Source organism: Sphingobium sp. HDIP04 (genome assembly GCF_000445085.1).
GTDB lineage: Bacteria > Pseudomonadota > Alphaproteobacteria > Sphingomonadales > Sphingomonadaceae > Sphingobium > Sphingobium indicum.
On record NZ_ATDO01000086.1, the window covers coordinates 146005 to 171917 of the forward strand.

At 67.7% G+C, this 25913-nt stretch carries 25 protein-coding genes and 1 tRNA gene; 11 read left to right on the top strand and 15 right to left on the bottom strand.

From position 1 onward, the window contains the following. Positions 1-84: 84 nt before the first annotated feature. Positions 85-555 carry a 30S ribosomal protein S7 gene (gene rpsG / locus L286_RS36440; protein WP_007686590.1) on the bottom strand — a complete coding sequence of 157 codons (471 nt, stop codon included), beginning with the start codon at positions 553-555 and terminating at the stop codon, positions 85-87. A 15-nt stretch (positions 556-570) separates the two neighbouring features. Next, positions 571-942 carry a 30S ribosomal protein S12 gene (rpsL, locus tag L286_RS36445; RefSeq protein WP_007686591.1) on the bottom strand — a complete coding sequence of 124 codons (372 nt, stop codon included), beginning with the start codon at positions 940-942 and terminating at the stop codon, positions 571-573. Between the two features lie 502 nt (positions 943-1444). Here rpsL and L286_RS36450 point away from each other — a divergent pair. Beyond that, positions 1445-2635, top strand: a complete 1191-nt coding sequence (locus L286_RS36450) for a M23 family metallopeptidase (protein WP_020820653.1) — start codon at positions 1445-1447, stop codon at positions 2633-2635. 131 nt (positions 2636-2766) lie between these two features. Here L286_RS36450 and rpsI read toward each other — a convergent pair whose 3' ends face one another. From rpsI to L286_RS36465, 3 genes are all read right to left on the bottom strand, one after another. Next, the gene (gene rpsI / locus L286_RS36455; protein WP_013039155.1) at positions 2767-3294 is read right to left on the bottom strand and encodes a 30S ribosomal protein S9; all 528 of its coding nucleotides are present in this window, start codon (positions 3292-3294) and stop codon (positions 2767-2769) included. Beyond that, entirely contained in the window at positions 3294-3773 is a 480-nt protein-coding gene (gene rplM / locus L286_RS36460) for a 50S ribosomal protein L13 (protein ID WP_007686594.1), read from the bottom strand. Before rplM ends, rpsI begins: the two co-directional genes overlap by 1 nt. A gap of 148 nt (positions 3774-3921) precedes the next feature. Then, the gene (locus tag L286_RS36465; protein WP_025160931.1) at positions 3922-4968 is read right to left on the bottom strand and encodes a COX15/CtaA family protein; all 1047 of its coding nucleotides are present in this window, start codon (positions 4966-4968) and stop codon (positions 3922-3924) included. 119 nt (positions 4969-5087) lie between these two features. Here L286_RS36465 and L286_RS36470 point away from each other — a divergent pair, with 119 nt between their 5' ends. After that, on the top strand, positions 5088-7151 hold the full coding sequence (locus L286_RS36470; protein WP_020820655.1) for an ATP-binding protein: 2064 nt from the start codon (positions 5088-5090) through the stop codon (positions 7149-7151). 297 nt (positions 7152-7448) lie between these two features. Here L286_RS36470 and L286_RS36475 read toward each other — a convergent pair whose 3' ends face one another. Together L286_RS36475 and L286_RS36480 are read right to left on the bottom strand one after the other, a co-directional pair. Continuing rightward, the gene (locus L286_RS36475; RefSeq protein WP_007686598.1) at positions 7449-8078 is read right to left on the bottom strand and encodes a 2-dehydro-3-deoxy-6-phosphogalactonate aldolase; all 630 of its coding nucleotides are present in this window, start codon (positions 8076-8078) and stop codon (positions 7449-7451) included. Further along, the gene (locus L286_RS36480; RefSeq protein ID WP_020820656.1) at positions 8075-9007 is read right to left on the bottom strand and encodes a 2-dehydro-3-deoxygalactonokinase; all 933 of its coding nucleotides are present in this window, start codon (positions 9005-9007) and stop codon (positions 8075-8077) included. Before L286_RS36480 ends, L286_RS36475 begins: the two co-directional genes overlap by 4 nt. A 113-nt stretch (positions 9008-9120) precedes the next feature. On the opposite strand from L286_RS36480, the gene L286_RS36485 reads away from it, so the two are divergent. The 5 genes from L286_RS36485 to L286_RS36505 are packed head-to-tail and all read left to right on the top strand — an operon-like array spanning position 9121 to position 15214. Further along, positions 9121-10923, top strand: a complete 1803-nt coding sequence (locus L286_RS36485; RefSeq protein WP_020820657.1) for an IlvD/Edd family dehydratase — start codon at positions 9121-9123, stop codon at positions 10921-10923. Positions 10924-10945: 22 nt separating this feature from the next. Continuing rightward, positions 10946-12523: an aldehyde dehydrogenase (NADP(+)) gene (locus tag L286_RS36490; RefSeq protein WP_020820658.1), complete on the top strand. Its 1578-nt coding sequence runs from the start codon at positions 10946-10948 to the stop codon at positions 12521-12523. A 20-nt stretch (positions 12524-12543) separates the two neighbouring features. Continuing rightward, a complete protein-coding gene (gene araD1 / locus L286_RS36495; RefSeq protein WP_021223486.1) occupies positions 12544-13521 on the top strand; it encodes an AraD1 family protein in 978 nt (325 codons plus the stop codon). Next, complete coding sequence (locus L286_RS36500) at positions 13518-14441, top strand: Gfo/Idh/MocA family protein (RefSeq protein WP_020820659.1); 924 nt, start codon at positions 13518-13520, stop codon at positions 14439-14441. The genes araD1 and L286_RS36500 overlap by 4 nt, the downstream gene beginning before the upstream one ends. Before the next feature lie 17 nt (positions 14442-14458). Then, on the top strand, positions 14459-15214 hold the full coding sequence (locus tag L286_RS36505; protein ID WP_007686609.1) for a FadR/GntR family transcriptional regulator: 756 nt from the start codon (positions 14459-14461) through the stop codon (positions 15212-15214). 31 nt (positions 15215-15245) lie between these two features. On the opposite strand, the gene L286_RS36510 is transcribed toward L286_RS36505, so the two are convergent. The 7 genes from L286_RS36510 to yajC form a co-directional block, all read right to left on the bottom strand. Further along, positions 15246-16754: a YifB family Mg chelatase-like AAA ATPase gene (locus L286_RS36510; RefSeq protein WP_020820660.1), complete on the bottom strand. Its 1509-nt coding sequence runs from the start codon at positions 16752-16754 to the stop codon at positions 15246-15248. A gap of 109 nt (positions 16755-16863) precedes the next feature. Then, positions 16864-17535 (bottom strand): RlmE family RNA methyltransferase, encoded by a 672-nt coding sequence (locus L286_RS36515; RefSeq protein ID WP_020820661.1) that lies wholly within the window; start codon positions 17533-17535, stop codon positions 16864-16866. Between the two features lie 10 nt (positions 17536-17545). Further along, complete coding sequence (locus tag L286_RS36520) at positions 17546-18640, bottom strand: Ppx/GppA phosphatase family protein (RefSeq protein ID WP_013039144.1); 1095 nt, start codon at positions 18638-18640, stop codon at positions 17546-17548. 102 nt (positions 18641-18742) lie between these two features. Next, the gene (locus L286_RS36525; protein WP_338010815.1) at positions 18743-19144 is read right to left on the bottom strand and encodes an Mth938-like domain-containing protein; all 402 of its coding nucleotides are present in this window, start codon (positions 19142-19144) and stop codon (positions 18743-18745) included. Continuing rightward, a complete protein-coding gene (secF, locus tag L286_RS36530; RefSeq protein WP_020820663.1) occupies positions 19141-20127 on the bottom strand; it encodes a protein translocase subunit SecF in 987 nt (328 codons plus the stop codon). The genes L286_RS36525 and secF overlap by 4 nt, the downstream gene beginning before the upstream one ends. 15 nt (positions 20128-20142) lie before the next feature. Continuing rightward, entirely contained in the window at positions 20143-21744 is a 1602-nt protein-coding gene (gene secD, locus L286_RS36535) for a protein translocase subunit SecD (RefSeq protein ID WP_007681878.1), read from the bottom strand. 9 nt (positions 21745-21753) lie between these two features. Then, the gene (yajC, locus tag L286_RS36540) at positions 21754-22089 is read right to left on the bottom strand and encodes a preprotein translocase subunit YajC (protein WP_007681879.1); all 336 of its coding nucleotides are present in this window, start codon (positions 22087-22089) and stop codon (positions 21754-21756) included. Positions 22090-22279: 190 nt separating this feature from the next. Here yajC and L286_RS36545 point away from each other — a divergent pair. The 3 genes from L286_RS36545 (at position 22280) to L286_RS0124680 (ending at position 23313) form a co-directional block, all read left to right on the top strand. After that, positions 22280-22356 (top strand) — tRNA-Pro (locus L286_RS36545). A 137-nt stretch (positions 22357-22493) separates the two neighbouring features. Beyond that, complete coding sequence (locus L286_RS36550) at positions 22494-23033, top strand: glycoside hydrolase family 108 protein (RefSeq protein WP_007681880.1); 540 nt, start codon at positions 22494-22496, stop codon at positions 23031-23033. Between the two features lie 10 nt (positions 23034-23043). Further along, on the top strand, positions 23044-23313 hold the full coding sequence (locus L286_RS0124680; RefSeq protein ID WP_020820664.1) for a 3TM-type holin: 270 nt from the start codon (positions 23044-23046) through the stop codon (positions 23311-23313). Between the two features lie 50 nt (positions 23314-23363). On the opposite strand, the gene L286_RS36555 is transcribed toward L286_RS0124680, so the two are convergent. Then, the gene (locus L286_RS36555; protein WP_025160726.1) at positions 23364-24263 is read right to left on the bottom strand and encodes a LysR family transcriptional regulator; all 900 of its coding nucleotides are present in this window, start codon (positions 24261-24263) and stop codon (positions 23364-23366) included. A 98-nt stretch (positions 24264-24361) separates the two neighbouring features. Between L286_RS36555 and L286_RS36560 the strand changes: the two genes are divergently transcribed. Further along, positions 24362-25873, top strand: a complete 1512-nt coding sequence (locus L286_RS36560; RefSeq protein ID WP_020820666.1) for an acetyl-CoA hydrolase/transferase family protein — start codon at positions 24362-24364, stop codon at positions 25871-25873. The last annotated feature ends 40 nt before the right edge of the window (positions 25874-25913 follow it).

Here is a 25913-nt window from a genome sequence, read left to right on the forward strand (position 1 = left end):
CCCATGGCGAACGGACCGATTTTTTGAAACCATGAGAGGAAGCGGACGATATGGATGCCCGCTTCGCCTTTTTCCAGCGCCGGATTACCAGCGATAATGCGAGAAGGCGCGGTTCGCTTCCGCCATGCGGTGCGTGTCTTCGCGCTTCTTGACCGCATTGCCGCGGTTGTTGGCGGCGTCCAGCAGCTCGCCCGACAGGCGCGCGGCCATGGTGGTTTCGCTGCGGTTGCGCGACGCGGTGATCAGCCAGCGGATCGCCAGCGCCTGGGCGCGCTCGGGGCGCACTTCGACGGGGACCTGGTAGGTCGCACCGCCGACGCGGCGGCTGCGGACCTCGATGCCGGGCTTCACATTGTTCAGCGCGTCATGGAACATGGCGATCGGGTCCTTCTTGGACTTCGCCTCGACAGTGTCGAGAGCGCCGTACACGATGGACTCGGCGACGGCCTTCTTGCCGTCCTGCATGATGCTGTTCATGAACTTCGACAGCACGACATCACCGAACTTGGGATCGGGCAAGATGACGCGCTTTTCGGGGCGACGACGACGTGACATGTTTCTGGTCTCCCCTTACTTCGGACGCTTGGCGCCGTACTTCGAACGGCTCTGCTTGCGGTCCTTGACGCCCTGGGTATCCAGAACGCCGCGCAGCACGTGATAGCGCACACCGGGAAGGTCGCGCACGCGGCCGCCGCGGATCAGCACGACGCTGTGCTCCTGAAGGTTGTGGCCTTCACCCGGAATATAGGTGATGACTTCGCGCTGGTTGACCAGGCGCACCTTCGCCACCTTGCGGAGGGCCGAGTTCGGCTTCTTCGGGGTCGTCGTGTAGACACGGGTGCAAACGCCGCGCTTCTGCGGGTTCGCTTCCATTGCAGGAACCTTCGACTTGGTCTTCTGCAGCTCGCGGCCCTTGCGGACCAGCTGGTTGATCGTTGGCATGAAGCCCTTCACCTTTTTCAGTTACTTTACCGCATGCATCCCCGCGTTCCTTGCGGCCTGGAAAACGAATCGCCTCCAAACGGCAAAGGCTCCGGCGGAAACCCGCCCGGAGCCGCAAGAGCACCGGCAATGTTCAGCTCTGATGCCCCAGGACCGGGATCGGCACGAACGAATCCGCTCCTTATCCGGTCTTTGGGCAGGCGCGCCTATAGCCATGCGGGGGGCGCGGGTCAAGAACGCCGGGCCTGCGTGGCGAAGAGGCGGATAAACGAGCTGTCCGTCCTGAGACGATGCACCGGGACTGTCGGGCCGCGCCAGGGAAGGCAGGCCGAGAAAAATTTGCGACAGGCCGGAACCGATTTCCCTGGTTCCACGTTTCACCCCGTTCATCCTTCGACTCGTCACGACTCCCCGTCGGCGGATTCGCGCGACTCGATTCCATTTGTTAGCGCCCCGTTCACTAAAAACGCACGCGGGGTCGCAATTGTCGCAATGGAGCAAGATGGGGGCAGCCGCCCTCTGGGCCGGCATGACGGCCCGGTGTTCGAAGCTGTGCCCGGATCGGGAGATTTTCCTGCGCTCCGGCGGCCAGGTGAAGTTCATCCATATCTCGCGCAGGGCGCAGCTTGCAGCGGTCGGCCTGCTCTCTTCCGCCCTGGTCGGCGGGATTGGATTCGGCCTGTCCGTGGCCGCCAGCAGCGCTGAGATCGAGCAGGAGCGCGCCGCTCTCGCCGCCCGGGACAAGGCCATCTCCAGCAGCGCCAGCCAGGTCGCGCGCTATCGCAAGTCGGTCGACCAGCTCGCGCAGGAGCTGCAGGAGCGCCAGGACTTCATGGACGACCTTTACCGCACGCATTTCGGCCAGGACGGCACGGCCCCCGCCGGCGATGTGGTCGGCAAGGTCGATGGCGGAACCAAGGGCGGCACGTCCAAGCTCGACACCAAGATCAGCGTTGCGCCGGAAGCGGCACCGCTGCTGCGGATCGACGCCCGGCAGCGCCGCTTCGCCGCCCTGCTGACCGGCGCCGTCCAGAAGCGCGCCGACAAGGCGGCCGCCGCGATCCGCAGCTTCGGCCTCAATCCCGACAGCCTCGCCCGCAGCGCCGCCCGCGCGCAAAACCGGGCAATGGGCGGCCCCTTCGTGCCCTGGGAAGGACAGGACGTCCTGCCGGGCGAGTTCGAAAAGCTCGCCAAGGCGCTGTCCCGCATGGAATTCCTGGAAGCGAGCCTGCTCGCCATCCCTTCCGGCAAGCCGACGGCGACGCCGATGATGAGCAGCAGCTATGGCTATCGCAGCGATCCGTTCAACGGCCATGCGGCCTTTCACGCGGGCCTGGATTTTCCGGGCAGCATTGGCCAGCCGATCCTGGCCGCCGCATCGGGCAAGGTCAGTTTCGTCGGCCAGCGCAGCGGCTATGGCAATGTGGTCGAGGTCACGCATGGCAACGGCATCCTGACCCGCTACGCCCATCTGTCCGGCTTCAGCGCGCGGGTCGGCCAACAGGTGGCGCGCGGCGACGCCATTGCGCGCATGGGATCGACCGGCCGCTCCACGGGGCCGCATCTTCATTTCGAGGTGCGGGTGAACGGCAATGCCATCAATCCCCGCCGCTTCCTGGAGGCGCGCAAGGATGTCCTCCAGATCCAGCAGATCGCGACGGCGCGTCTCGCCGATGTCGGCGACCGGGGATAGAGACCACCAGCGGCGACTAACCGGGAGGGGATTGCCGTCTCCCTCGTCTCTTCGGTCGGCAATCTTTCTGCCCGAAAAAGAAAAGGGCCGGAAAACCGGCCCCTTCCCTTGCATTCATATTGATCGAACGATCAGCGCTTCGAGAACTGGAAGCTGCGGCGGGCCTTGGCCTTGCCGTATTTCTTGCGCTCGACGGCGCGGCTGTCGCGGGTCAGGAAGCCTTCGGCCTTGACCGCGCTGCGCAGCGCCGGCTCGTACTTGGCGAGCGCCTGGGCGATGCCGTGCTTGACTGCGCCGGCCTGGCCGGACAGGCCGCCGCCCTTGACGGTGGCGATCACGTCATACTGGCCTTCGCGCTCGGTGACGCCGAAGGGCTGGTTGATCACCAGGCGCAGGGTCGGGCGGGCGAAGTAGATTTCCTGGTCGCGGCCGTTGACCGTGATCTTGCCGGTGCCGGGCTTCACCCAGACGCGGGCGACGGCATCCTTGCGGCGGCCGGTCGCATAGGCGCGGCCGAGGCTGTCGATTTCCTGGGCGCGCAGCGGAGCGGCGGGCTGAGCCGGCGCGATCGGAGCGTCGGCGGCGGGCGCGGCGGCAGGAGCCGGCGCGTTGGCGGTCAGCGACGCGAGGTCGGACAGGGACTGGCGGTTATCGGACATTATGCACCCACCTTGTTCTTGCGGTTGCGCGACGCGAAGTCGAGCACTTCGGGGTTCTGCGCGGCGTGCGGATGTTCGGCGCCGGCGAAGATGCGCAGATTGCGCATCTGCTGGCGGCCCAGCGGGCCGCGGGGGATCATGCGCTCGACGGCCTTTTCCAGGACGCGCTCGGGGAAACGGCCTTCCAGAACCTTCTGGGGGGTGGTTTCCTTGATGCCGCCGGCATAGCCGGTGTGCTTGTAATAGACCTTGTCGGTCAGCTTGCGGCCGGTGAACTTCACCTTTTCCGCGTTGATGATGATGACATTGTCACCGCAATCGACATGGGGGGTGAAGCTCGGCTTGTGCTTGCCGCGCAGGATGTTCGCGACGGTCGAGGCGAGGCGGCCGACGACGAGGCCTTCCGCGTCGATCAGGACCCATTTCTTTTCGACCGTGGCCGGGGTTGCCGGCTTGGTGGTCTTCATCAGCGCCTTCATGGTGCCAATACTCCAAGAATGAAACAGTGAATTGAAGGCTGTTTCCAGCTTTCGAAGATGCGCGCTAATGACGGGTCGAAGGGCGCAAGTCAAGCGATTCGGCGGCTTTGCTGACGGGTAAAATAATACCCTCGCATGATGGCAACGCCTATCCCCGGCGTTCGCCCAGGGCGTGGGCGCCCCAGGCGGCCGATGCGACCACCAGCGCCCCGACCGCCTGGTGCAGCACCGCGAGAGGCAGCGCCATGCCGCTGACGACCGTGGCGATGCCGAGCGCGATCTGCGCGCCGACCGTCGCGTTGATCGCGATGGAGGGACCGCGCTGCCCCGCCTGCCGGGCCATGCGCGCCAGCATGACCAGCAGGATCGCGACGACCCAGGCCCACCAGCGATGGATGAAATGGACCAGATAGGGATCGCTGGAGACGGTCGCCCAGAGCGAGCCGAGCCATTCGATCCCCCGCGGCACCAGATGGTCGTTCATCAGCGGCCAGGTGCTGGAGACATAGCCCGCGTCCAGACCGGCGGTGAAGGCGCCGAACATCAGTTGCGCCAGCAGCGCCAGCAGCGCGACCACGGCGAAGGGATGGAGCATGGCGGGCTTGGCGAAGGGAGTCTTGGCGCGGGTCAGCAGGTCGAGCGCGGTCCAGATCAGCCCGCCCATGATGAACAGCGCCGTCAGCAGATGCACCGCCAGCCGGTAATGGCTGACGTCGGTGCGCACCGACAGGCCCGATTCCACCATCCACCAGCCGATGGCGCCTTGCAGCCCGCCGAGCGCCAGCAACGCGACGAGGCGCAGGCCATAGCCCTGGGGGATCGCCCTTTTCCACGCGAACCAGATCAACGGCAGCGCGAAGGCCAGGCCGATCAGCCGCCCCAGCAGCCGGTGCACCCATTCCCAGAAGAAGATGAACTGGAAGTCGCCCAGCGTCATGCCCTGCCGCAACTGCCGATATTCCGGGATCTTCTGATAGTCGCGAAAGGCCTGCATCCATTGGTCGTGGGTCAGCGGCGGGATGGCGCCGGTGATCGGTTTCCACTGGGTGATCGACAGGCCGGATTCGGTCAGGCGGGTGATGCCGCCGACCACGACCATGCAGAAGACGAGGGCTGCGACCGTCAGCAACCAGCGCGCGATCGGCGCGGGGCGTGGGACGGCGGTGGCGGGTCGGCTCAGGGTCGTCGCGGTCATGGCGCCGATCCATGCGCGCTTGTTTCGCGCGTTGCAAGGATAACCCGGAACGATGGACAAAGGTCGTAACGCCTTCTGCATGAACGGATACAAAGCGTTGGACAGGCGTATCTGGCCCTATGGACAGGCTGACCGAGGATAATCGATTGAACGGCGCGCCGGGCATAGCCGAGATGATCGCCGCCCAGGGCGCATTGGGCGCGCTCACCGCCCGCATCGACGCGGGATCGCCGCTGGGGCCGGTGAACGGCTGGTCGCCCGCGCTGGTGTCGACCGTGCGGCTGATGCTGTCGTCGCAGGCGGAGATCGTGCTGTTCTGGGGCCCGGAACTCTGCGCGCTCTATAACGAAGCCTATGCGCCCACCATCGGAGACAAGCATCCCCGCGTGCTGGGCCGCCCGGCGCGGGAGGGGTGGACGGAATTGTGGGACGACCTGGAGCCGCTGCTGCGTTCCGTCATCGACCGGGGCCAGTCGGTGCATGCCAAGGACCGCCCCTTCTATATCGAGCGGGACGGCGGACAGGGCGAACAGGTGTTCTTCGACATCAACTATTCCCCGGTGTTCGAGGCGGACGGCTCCGTCGGCGGCGCGCTGTGCATCGTCAGCGAGACGACCAAGCGCGTGCTGGCCGAAAAGGAGATGCGGGCCGACCGCGCCCGGCTATGGGCGCTGGCGCGCGACCCCTTCCTGGTCGCCGACCGGGACGGCACCTGGCTGGCGGCCAGTCCGGCCTGGACCGACATATTGGGATGGAGCGAGGCGGAACTGATCGGCCGCACGTCCGAATGGATGGAGCATCCCGACGACCTGGAGAAGACCAAGGGCGAGATCGCCGGGCTGGCGCGGGGCACGCCGACGGTGCGGTTCGAAAACCGATTCCGGGCGAAGGACGGCAGCTACCGCAATTTCAGTTGGACGGCGGTGCCGGAAAACGACCTTATCTATTGCGTCGCCCGCGACGTGACCGAGCAGCGCGCCCATGCCAGGGCGCTGGCGGAGGCGGAAGAGGCGCTGCGGCAGGCGCAGAAGATGGAGACGCTGGGCCAGCTGACCGGCGGCGTGGCGCATGATTTCAACAATCTGCTCCAGATCGTCACCGGCAATCTGGAACTGCTGCAACGCGGCCTGAACCAGGACCAGGCGCGGCTGCGGCGCGCCGCCGACAACGCCATGGCGGGCGCGGAGCGGGCCGCTTTGCTGACGCAGCGCCTGCTCGCCTTTGCCAGGCGCCAGCCACTGGCGCCCGAGCGGATCGACCCCAACCGGCTGGTAAGCGGCATGTCGGACATGCTCAACCGCACATTGGGCGAGACGATAGAGGTGGAGACGATCCAGAGCGCGCGCATCTGGCCAATCGAGATCGACGTCAACCAGATGGAGAATGCGCTGTTGAACCTGGCGGTGAATGCCCGCGACGCCATGCCGGACGGCGGCAAGCTGACCATAGAGGTCGCCAACACCCATATCGACGAGGATTATGCCGCGCAGGAGGCGGAGGTTTCCCCCGGCCAATATGTGCTGATCAGCGTGTCCGACACCGGCGAGGGCATGGATGAAGAGGTGCTGAGCCACGCCATCGAACCCTTCTTCACCACCAAGGAGGTCGGACGGGGCACTGGCCTGGGCCTGTCGATGGTCTATGGCTTCATCAAGCAGTCGGGCGGGCATATCCGCGTCTATTCCGAAAGCGGCCATGGCACGACGGTCAAGATCTACCTGCCCCGCTTCTACGGTCCCCTGCCCGACAATGACACAGGCACTGAGCATCGCACCCCGCCGATATGCGGCGGCGACGAGACGGTGCTGGTGTGCGAGGACGACGACAAGGTGCGCGCCTATACCGTCGACGTGCTGAAGGAACTGGGCTATCGGGTGATCGAGGCGAATGACGGCGCGGCGGCGCTGCGGGCGCTGGACGCGGCGTCGCAATCCATCGACCTGCTGTTCACCGACGTCATCCTGCCCGGCGGCATGACCGGGGCCGACATTGCGCAACAGGCGCGGGCGCAGCAACCGGGGCTGAAGGTGCTGTTCGCCACCGGCTATGCGCGCAACGCCATCATCCATCACGGCCGGCTCGACCCGGGCGTGGAACTGCTGACCAAGCCCTTCACCTATGCGGAGCTGGCGACCAAGGTGCGCGACATGCTGGACCGGGACGAGGCGCGGCAGGTGGGGTGACGCCCCTTAGAGGTCGCATTTTCCGAGCCGTCGACCGTGAACGGCCAAGTTGAAAATGCTCAAGGCAGCGTGGACAAATTCAAGACTCGCCGGACTGCGTGATTTGCGTGGAGAGCGGACGTTCCCCTATTCGTCACCCCTCCCCCCTATTCGTCACCCCGGACTTGATCCGGGGTCCCGCTGCCTTGGTCGAGGCGGGCGCTCAGACAAGAAAGCGGGACCCCGGATCAAGTCCGGGGTGACGGAACTAAAGACCGCAACTGGCCATTCCCGACATTCCGAATTTGTCCACGCGGCCTAGGGCGTCCGTCGCCACGCGGCGACCAGTTCGGCCGCCCGGTCCCGGACCGTCGCCGCGCCGTCGCCGGGGCGGTAGAGCGCGCCGCCGACGCCGATCCCCTCGCAGCCGGCGGCCAGCCATTCCCCGATCGTGTCCGCGCCCGCGCCGCCGACCGCCCAGACGCCCACATGTTTGGGCAGCACGTCCTTCAGCGCCTTCACATAAGCGGGGCCGAGACGGGCGGCGGGAAAGAGCTTGATCCGGCGCGCTCCCGCCTGGATCGCGGCGAAGGCTTCGCTGGGGGTCATGAAGCCGGGGAGCAGTTCCAGCCCGAGTTCGGCGCCCCTTGCGATCACCTGCATGTCGGTGTTGGGCGTCACCATGATCCGCCCGCCCGCGCCGTGCAGTTCCTCCACCGCCCGCACCGACAGCAGCGTGCCGCCGCCGATCAGCGCCCGGTCGCCATATTCGGCCTGCATCGCGGCGATGCTGGCGAGCGGATCAGGCGAGTTGAAGGGCACTTCGAGGATGCGGACGCCCGCATCGATCAGGGCGGCGCCGATCCCAAGCGCCTCCTGCGGCCGGATGCCGCGCAGGATCGCGCAGATGGGCGGCGCGCCTTGCGCCAGCAGGTCGTCGAGGGTCATGACGGGTCTCCGTGGGGATGGTGGGGGTGCCCAGAAAGGCCCAGCCCGGCCAGCGAGCAGGCGTCGCCGTCCAGCGCCTGGGCCGCCAGCCCCCGCCTGCCCAGCGCTTCGGCATAGAGCGTCGAGAGGCGGCCGTCGCCGATGAGCCATATGTCGTCCGCCTGTTCGAGCATGTCCGCGACCTCCGCGATCTCCGTCCCGATCAGCAGGCCGGACAGATAGCCCACGGCCCACTCCGCCGGGCGCCCCGCCCGCAGCCGCATGGTCCGCGCCGCGAACAGGGAGGAGAGCGGGCGCCCCTCCTGCGCCCGCGCCAGCCCCTCTGCAAAGCCCTGCGCCTCCCGCGCAGGATCGGGCCGGTCGGCCTGCGCGCCCAGGGTGGAACGGTCCCGCAGCAGTGCGAAAAGCTCGCCCGTCGGCATGGTGCGGAAGGAGGAGACGCGGCCATCCTCCACCACCGCCCATTTATTGTGCGTGCCGGGCAGGACGATCAGGCGGCGGCCCTGCCCCAGCGCCGGATCGCGCGCCATGGCGCCGAATATCTGCGTTTCCTCTCCCCGCATCACATCGGGCGCGCCGTTCGCGCCGGTGCAGGCGAGGCCCGCCATGATCGCGACGGGCACGCCGCGCCAGGCGAACCGCGTCGCCGCCGCCCGCCAGGCGGCGACGTCGGCGGGGCAATCCGCATAGGGCGCCTCCACCCAGCCGTCGCGAGCGCCAGCCATGCCGCAAAGGCGGATCTGCGTCGGCGCGGCTTCCTCCAGCCAGGGGCCGATGGCGGCGGCGAAGGCCGCTTCCGCCTGCCCCGCCGCCGCGCCGATGCCGGGGCCGTCATGGCGCGCCGTCACGCGGCCCTGCTCCACGCGGAACAGCCTCAGGCGGCTGGTGCCCCAGTCGCCGACGACCTCATAGCGGCTCATCAAATTCATCACTTCGTCCGAAGCATCCTTGAAAATCTATTTGTATGAGTATATCTGAGGGGCGAGCGGGTCAACTTGCCCCGGAATCCATCCACCATCTTCTTCGACAGGTGCCTTTCCCAATGAGCGATTCGTCCAAGCCCGCCGACAAGCTGCGCAGCCGCGCCTGGTTCGACAACCCAGACAATATAGACATGACCGCGCTCTATCTGGAGCGTTATCTGAATTTCGGCCTGAGCCTGGAGGAACTGCGCAGCGGCAAGCCGATCATCGGCATCGCCCAGACCGGCAGCGACCTGTCGCCCTGCAACCGCCATCATATGGTGCTGGCGGAACGCGTGCGCGAGGGCATTCGGGAGATGGGCGGCATCGCGCTGGAATTTCCGGTCCACCCAATCCAGGAAACCGGCAAGCGGCCGACGGCGGGGCTGGACCGCAACCTGGCCTATCTGGGGCTGGTCGAGGCGATCTACGGCTATCCGCTGGACGGGGTGGTGCTGACCACCGGCTGCGACAAGACGACGCCCGCGTTGCTGATGGCGGCGGCGACCGTGAACATCCCCGCCATCGCCCTGTCGGTGGGACCGATGCTGAACGGATGGTTCAAGGGCGAGCGGACGGGTTCGGGCACCATCGTCTGGCATGCGCGGCAATTGCTGGCGGCGGGCAAGATCGACGATGAGGGCTTCATCAAGCTGGTGGCGTCCTCCGCGCCGTCGACCGGCTATTGCAACACCATGGGCACGGCGACGACGATGAACTCGCTGGCCGAGGCGCTGGGCATGATGCTGCCGGGATCGGCGGCGATCCCCGCGCCCTATCGCGACCGGCAGGAGGTCGCCTATCGGACCGGCAGGCGCATCGTCGAGATGGTGGCGGAGGACCTGAAGCCGTCCGACATATTGACGCTGGACGCGTTCCACAACGCCATCGTGGTGAACTCCGCCATCGGCGGGTCGACCAATGCGCCGATCCACCTGGCGGCGATCGCGCGCCATGTCGGGGTGGAGCTGCCGCTCAAGGATTGGGAGACGGTGGGGCACAAGGTGCCGCTGCTGGTGAACCTCCAGCCCGCCGGCGAATATCTGGGCGAGGATTATTATCGCGCCGGCGGCGTGCCGGCGGTGGTGGGCCAGCTTATCGAACAGGGCCTGATCCGCGAGGGGGCGATAACCGTCAACGGCAAGACCATGGGTCAGAATTGCCGGGGCGTGGAGATCGAGGATGAGAAGGTCATCCGTCCCTTCGCCCGGCCGCTGAAGGAGGATGCCGGGTTCCTGGTGCTGTCGGGCAATCTGTTCGACGCGGCGGTGATGAAGACCAGCGTGATTTCGGACGAGTTCCGGGAGCGTTATCTGTCCAATCCGGAAGATCCCAACGCCTTTGAAGGGCCGGCGGTCGTGTTCGACGGGCCGGAGGATTATCATGCGCGGATCGACGATCCGGCCGTCGGCATCACGCCCGACACGCTGCTGTTCATGCGCGGCGCCGGCCCGGTCGGCTATCCGGGCGCGGCGGAGGTGGTGAACATGCGGCCGCCCGCCTACCTCATCACCGAGGGCGTGTCCGCCCTGCCCTGCATCGGGGACGGGCGGCAGTCGGGGACTTCGGGCAGTCCTTCCATCCTCAACGCCTCGCCCGAAGCGGCGGCCATGGGCGGCCTGGCGCTGCTGCGGACCGGCGACCGGGTGCGCATGGACCTGAACAAGGGCACGGTGAACGTCCTCATTTCAAACGAGGAACTGGCCGGCCGCCGGGCGGCGCTGGAGGCGGAGGGGGGCTATAAATATCCCGCCTCGCAGACGCCGTGGCAGGAAATCCAGCGCTCCGTCGTCGGCCAGCTGAACACCGGCGCGATCCTGGAAGGGGCGGAGAAATATCAGCGCATCGCCCAGACCATGGGCCTGCCGCGCGACAATCATTAATCCCATTTCGGAGTTTATCCCCATGTTCAACGGAGCCATTCTTGTCGGCGCGAGCGAGCGCCAGGGCGGCGAGCCCTTCTTCGCCATCGACCCGTCGACCGGCGCGAAGGGCGGGATCGCCTTTCACAACGCCTCGGCCGCCGATGTCGCGGACGCCTGCGCGCTGGCCGATGCCGCGTTCGAGAGCTTCTCCACGCTGACGCCCGACGCCCGCGCCGCCTTTCTGGAGGCGGTGGCCGACGGGATCATGGCCATTGGCGACCTGCTGATCACCACCGCCATGAGCGAGACCGGCCTGCCGCGCGGGCGGCTGGAGGGCGAGCGGGGCCGCACCGTCGGCCAGCTTCGCCTGTTCGCAGGCTATGTGCGCCAGGGCGACTGGCTGGACGCCACCATCGACAAGGCATTGCCGGAGCGCCAGCCGCTGCCGCGCAGCGACCTGCGCCGCGTCAACCAGCCGGTCGGTCCCGTCGCCGTGTTCGGCGCGTCCAACTTCCCGCTCGCCTTCTCGGTCGCGGGCGGCGACACCGCATCGGCCTTCGCGGCGGGTTGCCCGGTGGTGGTGAAGGGCCACCCGGCCCATCCCGGCACCGGCGAACTGGTCGCCCGCGCCATCGCCGCGGCGGTCAGGGACAGCGGCCTGCATGAAGGCGTGTTTTCCTACCTGCCCGGCACGACCAACGACCTCGGCGGCGCGCTGGTGGCCGATCCGCGCATCAAGGCGGTGGGCTTCACCGGGTCGCGGGGCGGCGGCCTTGCCCTCATGAAGATCGCGGCCGAGCGCAAGGAGCCGATCCCGGTCTATGCCGAAATGTCGAGCATCAACCCGGTCGTGCTGCTGCCCGGCGCGCTCGCCGCCCGCGCCGAAGCGCTGGGCACCGCCTTCGTCGGGTCGCTGACGCTGTTTTCGGGCCAGTTCTGCACCAATCCCGGACTGGTGATCGCGCTCGACAGCCCCGACCTGGACCGTTTCGTCGCTTCGGCCGCCCAAGCGCTGTCGGGCAATGCGGCGCAGGTCATGCTGACGCCCGGCATCCACGCCGCCTATGAAAAGGGCGTCGCGGCGCTGGCCGGGGCGGAGGGCGTCACCACCATCGCCCGCGGCATGGCGGCGGACGGCGTCCATCGCGGCCAGCATGCGCTGTTCGCCGCCAGCGGCGAGCAGTTCCGCGCCAATCCGGCGCTGGCGCATGAAGTGTTCGGTTCCTCCTCCATCCTCGTCAAATGCGCGACGATCGAGGAGGTCATCGACACCATCGCCCGGATGGAGGGGCAGTTGACCGCGACGCTCCAGATGGACGACGGCGACCAGGCCGATGCCGCGAAGCTGCTGCCCACCCTGTCCCGCAAGGTCGGGCGCGTGCTGGCGAACGGCTGGCCGACCGGGGTGGAAGTCACCCATGCCATGGTGCATGGCGGCCCCTTCCCCTCCACCTCCGACGGCCGTTCGACGTCCGTGGGCACGCTGGCGATGATGCGCTTCCTGCGCCCGGTCTGTTACCAGGACGTGGCCGACGCGGTGCTGCCGCCCGCCCTCCAGGCCGCCAATCCGTGGAAGCTCAACCGCCGCGTCGAAGGCAGGCTGGAGATCGCCCGGTGAGCCTGTCCGGGACGCCATCCATGATCCGTTCGCTGGTCCAGTTCGAGGAGGGCGGCCGCCGCGGCGTCGCCGCCCTTGACGGAACCGGCGCGGCCCGGCGGGTGGAGGGCGCGGATTCCACCCGCGCGCTGGCGCTGGAGGCGATCGCGGCGGGGCAAGGCCTGGCCGCCATGGCCGAAGCGCGGCTGGGCGGGACGGTGGACCTTTCCGCCGTCCGGCTGCTCTGCCCCATCGACCATGAGGATGCCGCGCATCTGCTGGTCGCGGGCACGGGCCTTACCCACCTCGGATCGGCGGAGGGCCGCGACAAGATGCACAAGGCGGCCGCGTCGGGCGATCTGACCGACAGCATGCGCATGTTCCTGATGGGCGTGGAGGGCGGCAAGCCCGCCGACGGCGGCATCGGCGCGCAGCCCGAATGGTTCTACAAGGGCGACGGCCGGACACTGGTCCATCCCGGCGAGGATTTCGCCATGCCCGCCTTCGCGGAGGATGGCGGGGAGGAGCCGGAGGTCGCCGGCATCTACCTGATCGACGCGGACGGCGCGCCGGTCAGGCTGGGCTTTGCCCTGGGCAATGAATTTTCCGATCATGTCACCGAACGCGGCAATTATCTCTGGCTCGCGCACAGCAAGCTGCGTCAGGCCGCGCTGGGGCCGGAACTGCTGCTGGGCGACCTGCCCGACGACCTGCGCGGCACCAGCCGCATCGTCCGCGATGGCGAGACGGTCTGGGAAAGGCCCTTCCTTTCCGGCGAGGCCAACATGTCGCACCGGATCGGCAATCTGGAACATCATCATTTCAAATATGGCCTGTTCCGTCGTCCGGGCGACATCCATGTCCATTTCTTCGGCACCGCCACCCTCTCCTTTTCGGACGGCTTCGCTGCGCGGGAAGGCGACGTGTTCGAGGTGGAGGCCGCGCCCTTCACCCTGCCGGTGCGCAACGGCCTGCGCCGTGCGGCGGACGAAGGCCTGGCAAGGGTGAAAGTCCTATGACCATCCGGGCAGGCCTTGTCGGGCTGGGCAAGATCGCCCGCGACCAGCATCTTCCCGCCATTGCGAGGACCGACGGCATAGAGCTGGTCGCCGTCGCCAGCCGCAATGCGCAGGGAGAGGGATTGAACAACTATCCCGATCTGGACGCGATGCTGGCCGGGGAGGCGGACATGGACGCCGTCATCCTCTGCCAGCCGCCGCAGGTCCGCTACCAGGCGGCGCGGCAGGCGATCCTCGCGGGCAAGCATGTCTTCCTGGAAAAGCCGCCGGGCGCCACCGTGTCGGAAGTGGAGGCGCTGATCGCCCTTGCCGGGGCGCAGGGCGTCACCCTCTATGCAAGCTGGCACAGCCGCCATGCCGCCGCGGTCGCGCAGGCGAAGGCGTGGATGGCGTCGCGCGCGATCCGCCGCATCGACATCCAGTGGCGCGAGGATGTCCGTCACTGGCATCCGGGCCAGCCCTGGATCTGGGAAGCGGGCGGCTTCGGCGTGTTCGATCCGGGCATCAACGCCCTGTCGATCCTGACGGAGATCGTGCCGGAGCCGGTGACGATGCTGTCGGCCAGGCTGGAAGTGCCGGAGAACAAGGACGCGCCCATCGGCGCGGCGCTCAGCATGGCGACGGCTTCGGGCGCGGCGGTGGAGGCCCTGTTCGACTGGCGCCAGACCGGCCCGCAGACCTGGGACATCGCGGTCGAGACGGCGAACGGCAGCCTGCTGCTGTCGGAGGGCGGCAACACGCTGCGCCTGGACGGCGAAGTCCAGATCAAGGCGCCGGACGAGGAATATCCGGCCATGTACCGCCGCTTCGTCGGGCTGGTCGCGGACCGGGCGATCGACGCGGACATCGCGCCGTTGCGATTGGTGGCGGACGCCTTCCTTTGTGGCCGGCATTGCCCTACGACGGCCTTCGACGACTGAACAGGGGGGCCTGAACATTGGAAAGCGAGCGCAAGGACGTAACGGAACGCAAGATAGCTACGGACGAAGGCTCGCTTCGCATCCACCAGGCCATCGCCCGGCAATTGGGCACGGCGATCCTGATGGGAACCCACAAGCCCGGCGACCTGTTCGAGGGGGAGATAGAGGCGTCGGAGCGGCTCCGCGTGTCCCGCACCGCCTATCGGGAGGCGGTGCGCATCCTGATCGCCAAGGGGATGCTGGAAAGCCGGCCCAAGGCCGGAACCCGCGTGCTGCCGCGCAGCCGATGGAACGTGCTGGACCCGGAAATGCTGGCCTGGATGTTCGCGGGGGAACCGGACCGCGACTTCATCCGCGACCTGTTCGAACTGCGCGGGGTGATCGAGCCGGCGGCGGCCGAATTCGCGGCGCGGCGGCGGACCGACGAGCAACTGGCCGTCATGGCGCAGGCGCTGGACGAGATGGGAAAGCACGGCCTTTCGACGCCGGAGGGGCGGGCGGCGGACCAGCGTTTCCACCATGCGGTGCTGGCGGCGACGCATAATGACGCGCTCGCCGCACTGGCCAGTTCGGTGGGAGCGGCGGTGGGTTGGACCACCACCTTCAAGCATCGCAAGAAGCTGCTGCCGCGCGATCCCCTGCCCGATCACGAGGCGGTCTATCAGGCCATCGCCGCCCGCGACACCGCCGCAGCGCGCAGCAGCATGGTGGAATTGCTGCGGCTGGCCATGGCCGACATGGACGTGGTGATGGCGGAACGCGGCAAGCCCTGAGCGAGGGCGCGCCGGCGGGCGGAATGCGCCGTCAGTTCACCGGGGCCCGCCGCCGGTAGCTGAGCGCCTCCGCCACATGGACGCGCCCGACCCGCTCGGCGCCGGCCAGGTCGGCGATGGTGCGCGCCACGCGCAGCACGCGGGTATAGCCCCGCGCCGACAGCTTCATCGCCGCGGCCGCCTGCGCCAGCAATTCGCGGCCGGCCTGATCCGGCCCGGCGACGTCCTCCAGCCGCTCTCCATCCACCTCGGCATTGGTGCGCAGCAAAGTCCCTTCGTAACGGCGCGTCTGCACCGCCCGCGCCGCCGCGACGCGGGCCGCGACCTCGGCCGATCCTTCGGCGGGAGGGGGCAGGACCAGGTCCGCCGCCGTCACCGCCTGCACCTCCACATGCAGGTCGATGCGGTCGAGCAGCGGTCCCGACACCTTGGCCTGATAGTCCGCCGCGCAGCGCGGGGCGCGGGAACAGGCCAGCGCCGGATCGCCCAGATGGCCGCAGCGGCAGGGGTTCATCGCCGCCACCAGCTGCACCCGCGCCGGGAAGGTGACATGCGCATTGGCCCGCGCCACGGTGACTTCCCCCGTCTCCAGCGGCTGGCGCAGCGAGTCCAGGACGGTCCTCTGGAATTCGGGCAGTTCGTCGAGGAACAGCACGCCCAGATGCGCCATGCTGACCTCGCCCGGCCGCGCCTTGTGCCCGCCGCCGACCAGCGCCGCCATGGACGCGCTGTGATGCGGATTGCGGAAGGGGCGGGCGCGGCTGATCCGGCCGCCCTCCAGCATGCCGGCGACGCTCGCCACCATGGAGGTTTCCAGCGCCTCGCCCGGCGTCAGTTCGGGCAGGATGCCGGGCAGGCAGCTCGCCATCAGCGACTTGCCCGCGCCGGGCGGGCCGACCATCAGCAGATTATGGCCGCCCGCCGCCGCGATCTCCAGCGCGCGCTTGGCGCTTTCCTGCCCCTTGACCTGCCGCAGGTCGGCGGTCCGGACGGGCGGCTCCACCTCGCCGGGGCGCGGGGGCGAGAGGGCGGCGGTGCCCTTGAAATGGTTGAGGATGGCCAGCAGGTCGGGCGCGGCGATCACCTCCACCTGACCGGCCCAGGCGGCTTCCGCGCCCTGCGCCACCGGACAGACCAGGCCCAGTTCCCGCTCCCCCGCATGGAGCGCGGCGAGCAGCACGCCGGGCGTGGGGGCGATGCGGCCGTCCAGCCCCAGTTCCCCCACGACGACATAGCCCGCCAGCGTCTCGGCATCGATCACGCCCATGGCGCCCAGCAGCGCCAGCGCGATGGGAAGGTCGAAATGCGACCCCTCCTTCGGCAGGTCGGCGGGCGAGAGGTTCACGGTGATCCGCTTGGGCGGCAGCGAAAGGCCGATGGCCGCGATGGCGTTGCGCACCCGTTCCCGGCTTTCCGCGACCGCCTTGTCCGGCAGGCCGACGACGATGAAATTGGGAAGGCCGGGAACGAGCTGGCACTGAACCTCCACGCCGCGCGCTTCCAGCCCCAGATAGGCGACCGTCGATACCGTCGAAACCAATGATGTTCCCCCTGCGCCCCAATGGGTCCAGCCCCGCCATGCTCCTGCCTTCGCAGGAACACGGGGTTTTTTCAATGGCTTGGCGTAACGATCGGTCGGCTCCGCCCGATCAGCCTTCTTCGGGCCGTCCCTTGAAGCCTTGGGCCACGACATACCATTCGACGCTGCCCTTGCGGCTGGCGGGGGGCTTGGCGTGCTTGATCGTGGTGAAATGCCTCTTGAGGATGGCCAGCAGGTCGGCGTCGGTGCCGCCCGCGAACACCTTGGCCACGAAAGTGCCGCCCTTGCGCAGGTTTTCGACGGCGAACATCGCCGCCGCCTCAACCAGGCCCATGGTGCGCAGATGGTCGGTCGCCGCATGACCCACGGTGTTGGCCGCCATGTCGGAAATGACGAGATCGGGCGCGTCGCCCAGCGCCTCGGCCAGCAAGGCGGGCGCCTTGTCGTCCATGAAGTCCATCTGGAACAGGGCGACGCCCGGAATGGGATCGGTCGGCAGCAGGTCGATGCCCACCACCTTCGCCTTGGGGCAGAGTTTCCGCACCACCTGCGCCCAGCCGCCCGGCGCCACGCCCAGGTCGACCACGGCGCGGGAACCCTTCAGGAAATGGAACTTCTCGTCCAGCTCGATCAGCTTGAAGGCGGCGCGGCTGCGCCACCCTTCCGCCTTGGCGCGGCGGACATAGGGGTCGTTCAACTGTCGTTCGAGCCAGCGGGTGGACTGCGCCGTCCGCCCCTTTGCCGTCTTGACCCGCACCTTGCCGGCACCGGTACCTCTCACAGGGGGCCTCTCACATCTTCACTCCGTCGCGGTCCATCAGGCCGCGCAATATGCCCTCGCGAATGCCGCGATCGGCCACGCCCAGGCGCTGGGCGGGCCAGATGTCGAGGATGGATTCCAATATGGCGCAGCCCGCCACGACCAGGTCGGCCCGCTCCGTACCGATGCAGGGCAGCTTCTGCCGCTCCGCCAGGGGCATGGAGGACAGCCGCGCCGAAATCGCCCGCATCGACGTCGACGGCACGATCAGCCCGTCGATCGCCTGCCGGTCGTAGCGCGGCAGGTCGAGATGCAGGCTGGCGAGCGTCGTCACCGTGCCCGACGTGCCGAGCAGGCGGATATCGGCCTGCGGGGACGGCAGGCGGCGGGCCAGCGGCGCGAAGGCATCCGCCACGCGGGCGCGCATCCGGGCATAGGCCGCCAGCCGGTCCAGGGGGTCGGCATGGTCGAAGGGTTCGCTTTCCGTCAGGGAGACCACGCCCCAGGGCGCGCTCACCCAATCGACGATGTGCGGCGCGCCGGCGCTGTTGGCGTTCACCAGCACCAGTTCGGTCGATCCGCCGCCAATGTCGAAGATGAGCGCGGGGCCGTCGCCCGGCTCCAGCAGCGCGTGGCAGCCCAGCACCGCCAGCCGCGCCTCCTCCTGCGCGCTGATGATGTCGAGGGCGATGCCGGTTTCGCGATAGACGCGCTGGATGAATTCGGCCCCGTTGGAGGCGCGGCGGCACGCCTCCGTCGCGACCGAGCGGGCCAGGGTGACGTGCCGGCGGCGCAGCTTGTCGGCGCAGACGGACAGGGCGGAAATCGCCCTTTCTATGGCTGCGTCGCTGATCCGGCCGGAGGCGGCAAGCCCCTCCCCCAACCGCACGATTCGCGAAAAGGCGTCGATGACGACGAAGCCGTCCGCCGAAGGCTTGGCGATCAGCAGGCGGCAATTGTTGGTGCCAAGGTCGATGGCCGCGTAGGAGCGGCGCCCGCGTAGCGGATGAGGCAGGGTGAGGGCCGCAGCCTTGCTCCCATTGCCCTGACCGGAACGGACCCCCTTGCCCGAAATTCCGCCGGCCGGGCCGGAACTCTGCGGCGATGGGCGGCTGTGCTGCACCATGGCCGTATCTCTTTTCTTCTTCGCCAGCGCCGAAAAGCGCCGGAACTTGGCGACAAGAGTAGGCAAAGGAAGAGGAAAGCGCAAGGCGGGGCGGACGCCCCTTCAGACAAGCGGCATGAGGGCCGCGACAATCCACCGATCCTCGGCGCGCAGCACGCCCCAGGCGCGGGCGGCGGCGCGGCTGTCCATCGCCTCCACGCCGATGCCGCGTCCTTCCAGTTCGCGCACGAAGGCGCGGGGCGGCTGCCGCAGGCCCGCGCCGGTGCCGACCAGCAGGAATTCGGGCTTGATTTCAAGGTCGAACAGGTCGCCCAGATGCGCCACCGTCAGCGCGTCGACGGCCGGCGCGTCCCGCCAGGCGAGCGCCCGCACCGGCGAGAGCAGCAGGCCATCGGGAAAGACATCGTCCCTGACCCGGAAGCCGCGGCCTGAAAAGCCGGTGACGATCGGCCCCTGCCCCGCGTCATCGCGGCGCAGTTCGATGCCGGAGCGGTTGCCGTTCAGGGCCGCGCCCCGTCGTCGCGCGGGCCCATCCGCTCGGCCTGGGCGGCGATATTGGCCTTGCTCGCCTTCTTCTCCGCCGTGGCGGGGGACAGGCCCAGGCTGATCAGCAGCGAGGAGGAGACATAGACCGACGAATAGGTGCCGACGATGATGCCCAGCATCATGGCGGCCGTGAAGCCGCGCAGCACATGGCCGCCCAGCAGCAGCAGCGCGCCCAGCGCCAGCAGCACGGTGACGGAGGTCATGACCGTGCGCGGCAGCGTTTCGTTGACCGACAGGTCGATCAGCGCCTTCATGTCCATCTTGCGATATTTGCGCATATTTTCGCGGATGCGGTCGTCGATCACCATCTTGTCGTTGATCGAATAGCCCACGATGGTCAGCACGGCGGCGACGATGTTGAGGTCGAATTCGAGCTGGGTGATGGCGAAGAAGCCCAGCGTCATCAGCACGTCGTGCATGATCGCGACGAAGGTCGAGACGCCGAACTGCCATTCGTAGCGGAACCAGGAGAAGATCGCGATGCCGATCACCGCCAGCATCACCGCCAGCACGCCGTTCTGGATCAGTTCGCCCGACACCTTGCCCGACACCGTGTCGTAGCGGGAGAAGGTGACGCCGGGGAATTCGGCCGTCATCGCCTTGCGCGCCTTTTCGACGATGGCGTTGGCCGCGCCCGCGCCGCCCTGTTCCGGCAGAGGGAGGCGGATCTGCACCGTTTTCGGATCGCCGAACTGCTGGAGCGAGCCGTCGCCCACGCCCAGCCGGTCGATCACGCTGCGCACCCGGTCGGTTTGCGGCGGGGTTTCGAACTTCGCCTCTATCATCAGGCCGCCGACGAAGTCGACGCCCAGGTTCAGCCCCTTGTAGAAGGTCGCGCCGACCGCCAGCACCGTCAGCAGCGCCGTCAGGGCAAAGGCCCAGTGGCGCAGCTTGACGAAGCCGATATTGGTGTTGTCCGGGACGAGCTTAAGCAGTTTCATGTTTCTCTCCGCCCGTCAGATGTGGATTTCGGTCGGGCGCTTGGCGCGGACCCAACGCGACACCAGCAGGCGCGTGAAGGTGACGGCGGTGAACACGCTGGTCGCGATGCCGATGAGCAGCACGATCGCGAAGCCCTTGACCGGACCCGACCCCAGAGCGAGCATGATGCCGCCGGCAATGGCGTGGGTCACATTTGCCTCGAAGATGGTGCGGCTGGCTTCCTTATAGCCATGTTCGATGGCCTGCACGACCCCGCGGCCGCGCCGCCGCTCCTCGCGGATGCGTTCGTAGATCAGCACGTTGGCGTCGACCGCCGTGCCGATGGTCAGCACGAAGCCGGCAATGCCCGGCAGCGTCAGCGTCGCGCCCAATATGCCCATCACGCCCAGGATCACCAGCACGTTGATGGCGACGGCGAGGTTGGCGTACATGCCGAAGCGGCCGTAGCTGACGAACATGAAGGCGGCGACGGCGGCGACGGCGATGACCGAGGCCATCAGGCCGGCGCGGATCGAATCGGCGCCAAGCTGCGGCCCGACCGTGCGTTCCTCCACCACAACGAAGTTCACAGGCAGCTTGCCCGAGCGCAGCGCGATCGCAAGCTGGTTGGCGCTTTCGACGGTGAAGCTGCCGCTGATCTGCGCGCTGCCGCCCAGGATCGGTTCGTTGATGTTGGGGGCGGACAGCACTTGGCCGTCCAGGATAATGGCGAAGGGGCGGTTGACGTTCTGCGACGTCACCTGGCCGAATTTGCGCCCGCCCGCGCCGTTGAAGCGGATGTTGACAATCGGCTGGTTGCCGGTCTGGTCATAGCCCTGCTGCGCGTCGGTCAGGTCTTCGCCCGACACCATGACCTGCCGATAGACGGCGATCACCGGCGGTCCGGCGGGGTTGGTCGGGTAGGGCAGCACTTCGCTGCCGACCGGCGCGCGGCCCTGCGCGACTTCGGCGGGGTTGGCGTTGACGTCGACCAGCTTGAATTCCAGCTTCGCGGTCTGGCCGAGCAGGTCCTTGAGCGCCTTGGGATCCTGAAGGCCGGGCACCTGCACGACGATGCGGTTGTCGCCCTGCTGCTGGATGGTGGGTTCGCGCGTGCCCATTTCGTCGATGCGCTTGCGGATCACCTCGGTCGCGACTTCCATCGTGCTCTTGACGGCGTTGTCGATGCCCGCCTTGGTCGGCGTGATGACGATGGTGGAACTGTTCACCACCTCCACATTGAAATCGCGCTGGCCGGTGAGGCCCGCACCCTGGGTCAGCGGCCGGATGCGTTCCACGGCGGCGTCGACCTGCGACGGGTTGCGCACCATGAAGCTCAATTTCCCGTCGCGGCTGGAAATGTCGCCGATCGCGATCTTCGTGTCGCCCCGGCGCAGTTCCGTGCGGACCTGCTCCTCCATATTGGCGATGCGCTGCTTCGCCACGTCCTGGGTCGAGGCTTCGAGCAGCAGGTGGCTGCCGCCCGACAGGTCGAGGCCCAGGTTCACGCGGGTCTGCATGAATTTCGGCAGTTGCCCGACCACCGAATCCGGCAGGAAGCTCGGCACGGCGCAGGCTATGCCGATCAGCAGCGGCAGCAGGATCGCGACGACAGCCCAGCGAGGGAAGTTCAGCATGCGTGCGGCTCAGTCGTTCGCGGGCTTGGCGGTGGCGGGGTCGATCACGTCGGTCAGGGTGGACTTCACCGCCTTCACCTTCATGCCCGGCGCCAGTTCGACATCGGCGTAGAATTCGTCGACGCGGACCACCTTGCCGACCAGACCGCCGCCAGTCACGACCTGGTCGCCCTTCTTCACGGCGTCGATCTTGGCCTTGTGCTCCTTCATCTTCTTCTGCTGCGGACGGATCAGCAGGAAATAGAAGACGACGAAGATGAGGACCAGCGGGGCCATCTGAACCAGCATGGAGGCGCCGGAGGATTCCCCGCCCGCGGTCTGGGCAAAGGCTGGAGATATGAACATGGTTGGGACTTTCGCCTTATTGTCTTGTCCAGTCGCGGGCGCCGGATAAACGCCCACCGATCAAAGGCGCGCGGCTAACACAGATCGCACGGCGGAGGCAACATGATTAGGCTTTGGGACGAATGCGCAAAAAGCCTGCATCGAATGGCTTGCATATTCGCCAAACTGCTTCTAATTGCGCCGCTCCGGTCGGGACGTAGCGCAGCCTGGTAGCGCATCACACTGGGGGTGTGGGGGTCGGAGGTTCGAATCCTCTCGTCCCGACCAAATTTCCGGCAGGGCCTTTTCCGGCCTGCCGGCCTTTTTCCATTTTCTTCATTTCGCCTGCGTCGCCGCTTTTTGGCTGTCCTACAGATAACCAAATGGGATAAATGATCCGCCTTTCCGCAACAGGAGGGCGTTTCATGGATATTGCGGCTCTGATCGACGAGGTCATCGCGCGGGAGGGTGGTTACAGCAACCATCCGGCGGATCGCGGCGGACCCACTCATTTCGGCATCACCCAGGCCGTGGCGCGGGCGAACGGCTATGGCGGCGACATGCGGGCGATGCCCCGGACGGTCGCCGAGGCGATCTATCGCAGGCTCTATTGGGAAAGGCCGGGCTTCGCCTTCGTCGCCGAACTGGCGCCGGCCGTGGCGGAGGAGCTGTTCGACACGGCGGTGAACATGGGGCCGGGCACTGCCGGCGGCTTTCTGCAACGGGCGTTGAACGCGCTCAACCGCAACGGGCGGGACTATCCCGACCTGAAGGTGGACCAGGCCGTGGGCGCGAAGACGATCGCAGCGCTGGGGGCCTTTCTGGCCGTTCGCGGGCGGGCGGGCGAGAAGGTGCTGCTCAAGGCGCTCGAAGCGCTCCAGGGCGAGCGCTATCTGGCGCTGGCCGAGAGCAGGCCCGCCAACGAGGCCTTTCTTTACGGCTGGCTCGCCAACCGCATTGGTTAGGAGAGGGAGCATGACCTCTTCACGCAGGCGAATCGCGGGGGATCGGTGGACGCTGCGGGCGCGGCCGGCCTTTCTCTATGTCATGTACGGGTTGCTGCTGTGGTCGGTGCCGCTGGGGCTTATTGGCGGGGTGCGGCCCGACGTGGCGGCGGGGATCATTCGGGCGATGCGGGCCTATTTCAACGCCCTGCCGGAGCCGCTCTATGCCCTCTTCGGGACGGGCTATCTGGGCTATACGGCGGCGCGGGCGTGGGGGAAGGCCAAGGGGGTGGAGCGGTAAGGGCTTCGGCCTTTTACCGTTTTCCGTGTTCCTGCGCAGGCAGGAACACGCTACATTTGGGGCGGGTACGAAATCGGTTCGCCCGGAAACTTGGCTTTCAGAAAATCCAGCACCACCCGCGCCTTGGGGGCCAGGCTTTTGTGGGAGGGGTGGACGGCCGCTATGTCGAGCGGGGCGATGTGGCTGTCGGGCAGGACCGGCGCCAGTCGCCCCGCCGCTATATCGTCCCGCACCCGCACGGCGGGGAGCAGGGCGATGCCGAGGCCGCTGAGCGCGGCCCGGTGGACGGCTTCGCTGCTGTCGCTGCGGAAGGCGCCGGCCGCCACCCTTTCCCGCCCGTCGATCGTCCAGCGCGCGGGCACGTCGCCATAGGCATAGGCGATGCATTGATGGGCGGAAAGGTCTTCGGCGGAGGCGGGCATGCCGTGCGCGGCGAGATAGGCGGGCCGCGCCACCAGCAGGCGGGGCAGCCTGCCCAGCGGATGGACCACCAGCCTGTCGTTGCCGACCGGGCCGACGCGCAGGGCAAGGTCCAGCCGGTCTTCCACCATGTCGCGTTGCCAGTCGGTCATGGCGCAATCCAACTGGAGCGCGGGATAGCGGGCGGTCAGTTCGCCCAGACGCTCCACATAATGGAGGCCGAGCGCGGTGGTGAAGCCGATGCGGACCAGCCCGCCCGGTTCGCCCCGCACGGGGCCGAAATCCCGTTCCGCCCCCTCCAGCGCGTCCAGCATGGCGCGGGCGTGGACCAGCAGGCGGTCGGCTTCGGGCGTGGCGATCAACCTGCGGGTGGTGCGGTGGAAGAGGACCGCGCCGAAATGCGCCTCCACCTGGTCGAGGCGGCGGGCGATGGTGGTGTGGCTGGCGTGCAATTCCCTGGCCACGCGGGAGAAATTGGGCTTTTCGCAGAGGCGGACGAATGTCCGCAGGGCGATCAACAGGTCCGACATTTGAACGGAACTCGCACGGATATTGTGCGGCTTATCCTTATTGTCTCCATGGCGGAAAAGCCAGATGCCCTCCGGCAGCAATCGGAGAAGGATGCCCCATGTCGAACCGCATCGCCCATGCCGGGCTGGCCGCCAGGCGCCGCACGGCGCAGGAGGCCGCGGCGCTGATCCAGGACGGCATGGCCGTGGGGATGAGCGGCTTTACCGGGTCGGGCTATCCCAAGGCGGTGCCGCTGGCGCTGGCGGAGCGGATGACCCGCGCCCATGCGGCGGGCGAGCCTTTCCGGGTCAAGGTGTGGACCGGCGCGTCGACCGGCCCGGAACTGGACGGCGCGCTGGCGCAGGCCGACGGCGTGGAGTTCCGCCTGCCTTATAATAGCGACCCCATCGCCCGCGAGCGGATCAACAGCGGGCATATGCAATATTTCGACATGCATCTGAGCCAGGTCGCGCCGATGGCGTGGCAGGGTTTTCTGGGCGATCTGGACATCGCCGTGATCGAGGTGACGGGGATCGCCGCCGACGGCGAACTGATCCCGTCCGCCTCGGTCGGCAACAACAAGACGTGGATCGACCGGGCGAAGGGCGTGATCCTGGAGGTCAATCGCTGGCAGAACCCCGCGCTGGAGGGGATGCACGATATTTATTACGGCACGGCGCTGCCGCCGCATCGCGTGCCCATTCCGCTGGTGCGCGCCGACCAGCGCATCGGCCAGCCGACCTTCCGCTGCGATCCCGGCAAGGTGATCGCGGTGGTGGAGACCGACGCGCCGGACCGCAACGCCCCCTTCAAGGCGCCGGACGGCAAGGCGCGGGCGATTGCCGGGCATCTGCTGGAATTTCTGGGCCATGAGGTGAGGAAGGGCCGCCTGCCCGCGTCGCTGCTGCCGCTGCAATCGGGGGTGGGGAATATCGCCAATGCGGTGCTGACCGGCCTGATCGATGCGCCGTTCGACAATATGGTCGCCTTTACCGAGGTGATCCAGGACGGGATGCTGGACCTGCTCGACGCGGGCAAGCTGCGCATGGCGAGCGCGACGTCCCTGTCGCTCAGCCCGGAGGCGGCGGCGCGGCTGAACGCCGACATGGGGCGGTACCGGGACCGCATCATCCTGCGGCCGCAAGAGATCAGCAACCATCCCGAACTGGTGCGGCGGCTGGGCTGCATCGCGATGAACGGGCTGATCGAGGCGGACATCTACGGCAACGTCAATTCGACGCATCTGATGGGGTCGCGCATCCAGAACGGCATCGGCGGGTCGGGCGATTTCGCGCGCAACGCCTTCCTGTCGATCTTCATGACGCCCTCGACGGCCAAGGGCGGGGCGATTTCTGCCATCGTGCCGCATTGCAGCCATGTCGACCATATCGACCAGGACGTGCAGGTGATCGTGACCGAGCAGGGTCTGGCCGACCTGCGCGGGCTGGCGCCCCGGCAGCGGGCGGAGGTCATCATGGAGAAGTGCGCGCATCCGGACTTCCGGCCGATGCTGAAGGACTATTTCCGGCGGGCGATGGCGGGGTCGTACGGGTTGCAGTCGCCGATGCTGCCGGGGGAGGCGCTGGCCTGGCACCAGCGGTTCATCGATACGGGGACGATGCGGGGGTAGGAATGGGGGACGCTCTTCTCCCCTCCCGCAGGCGGGAGGG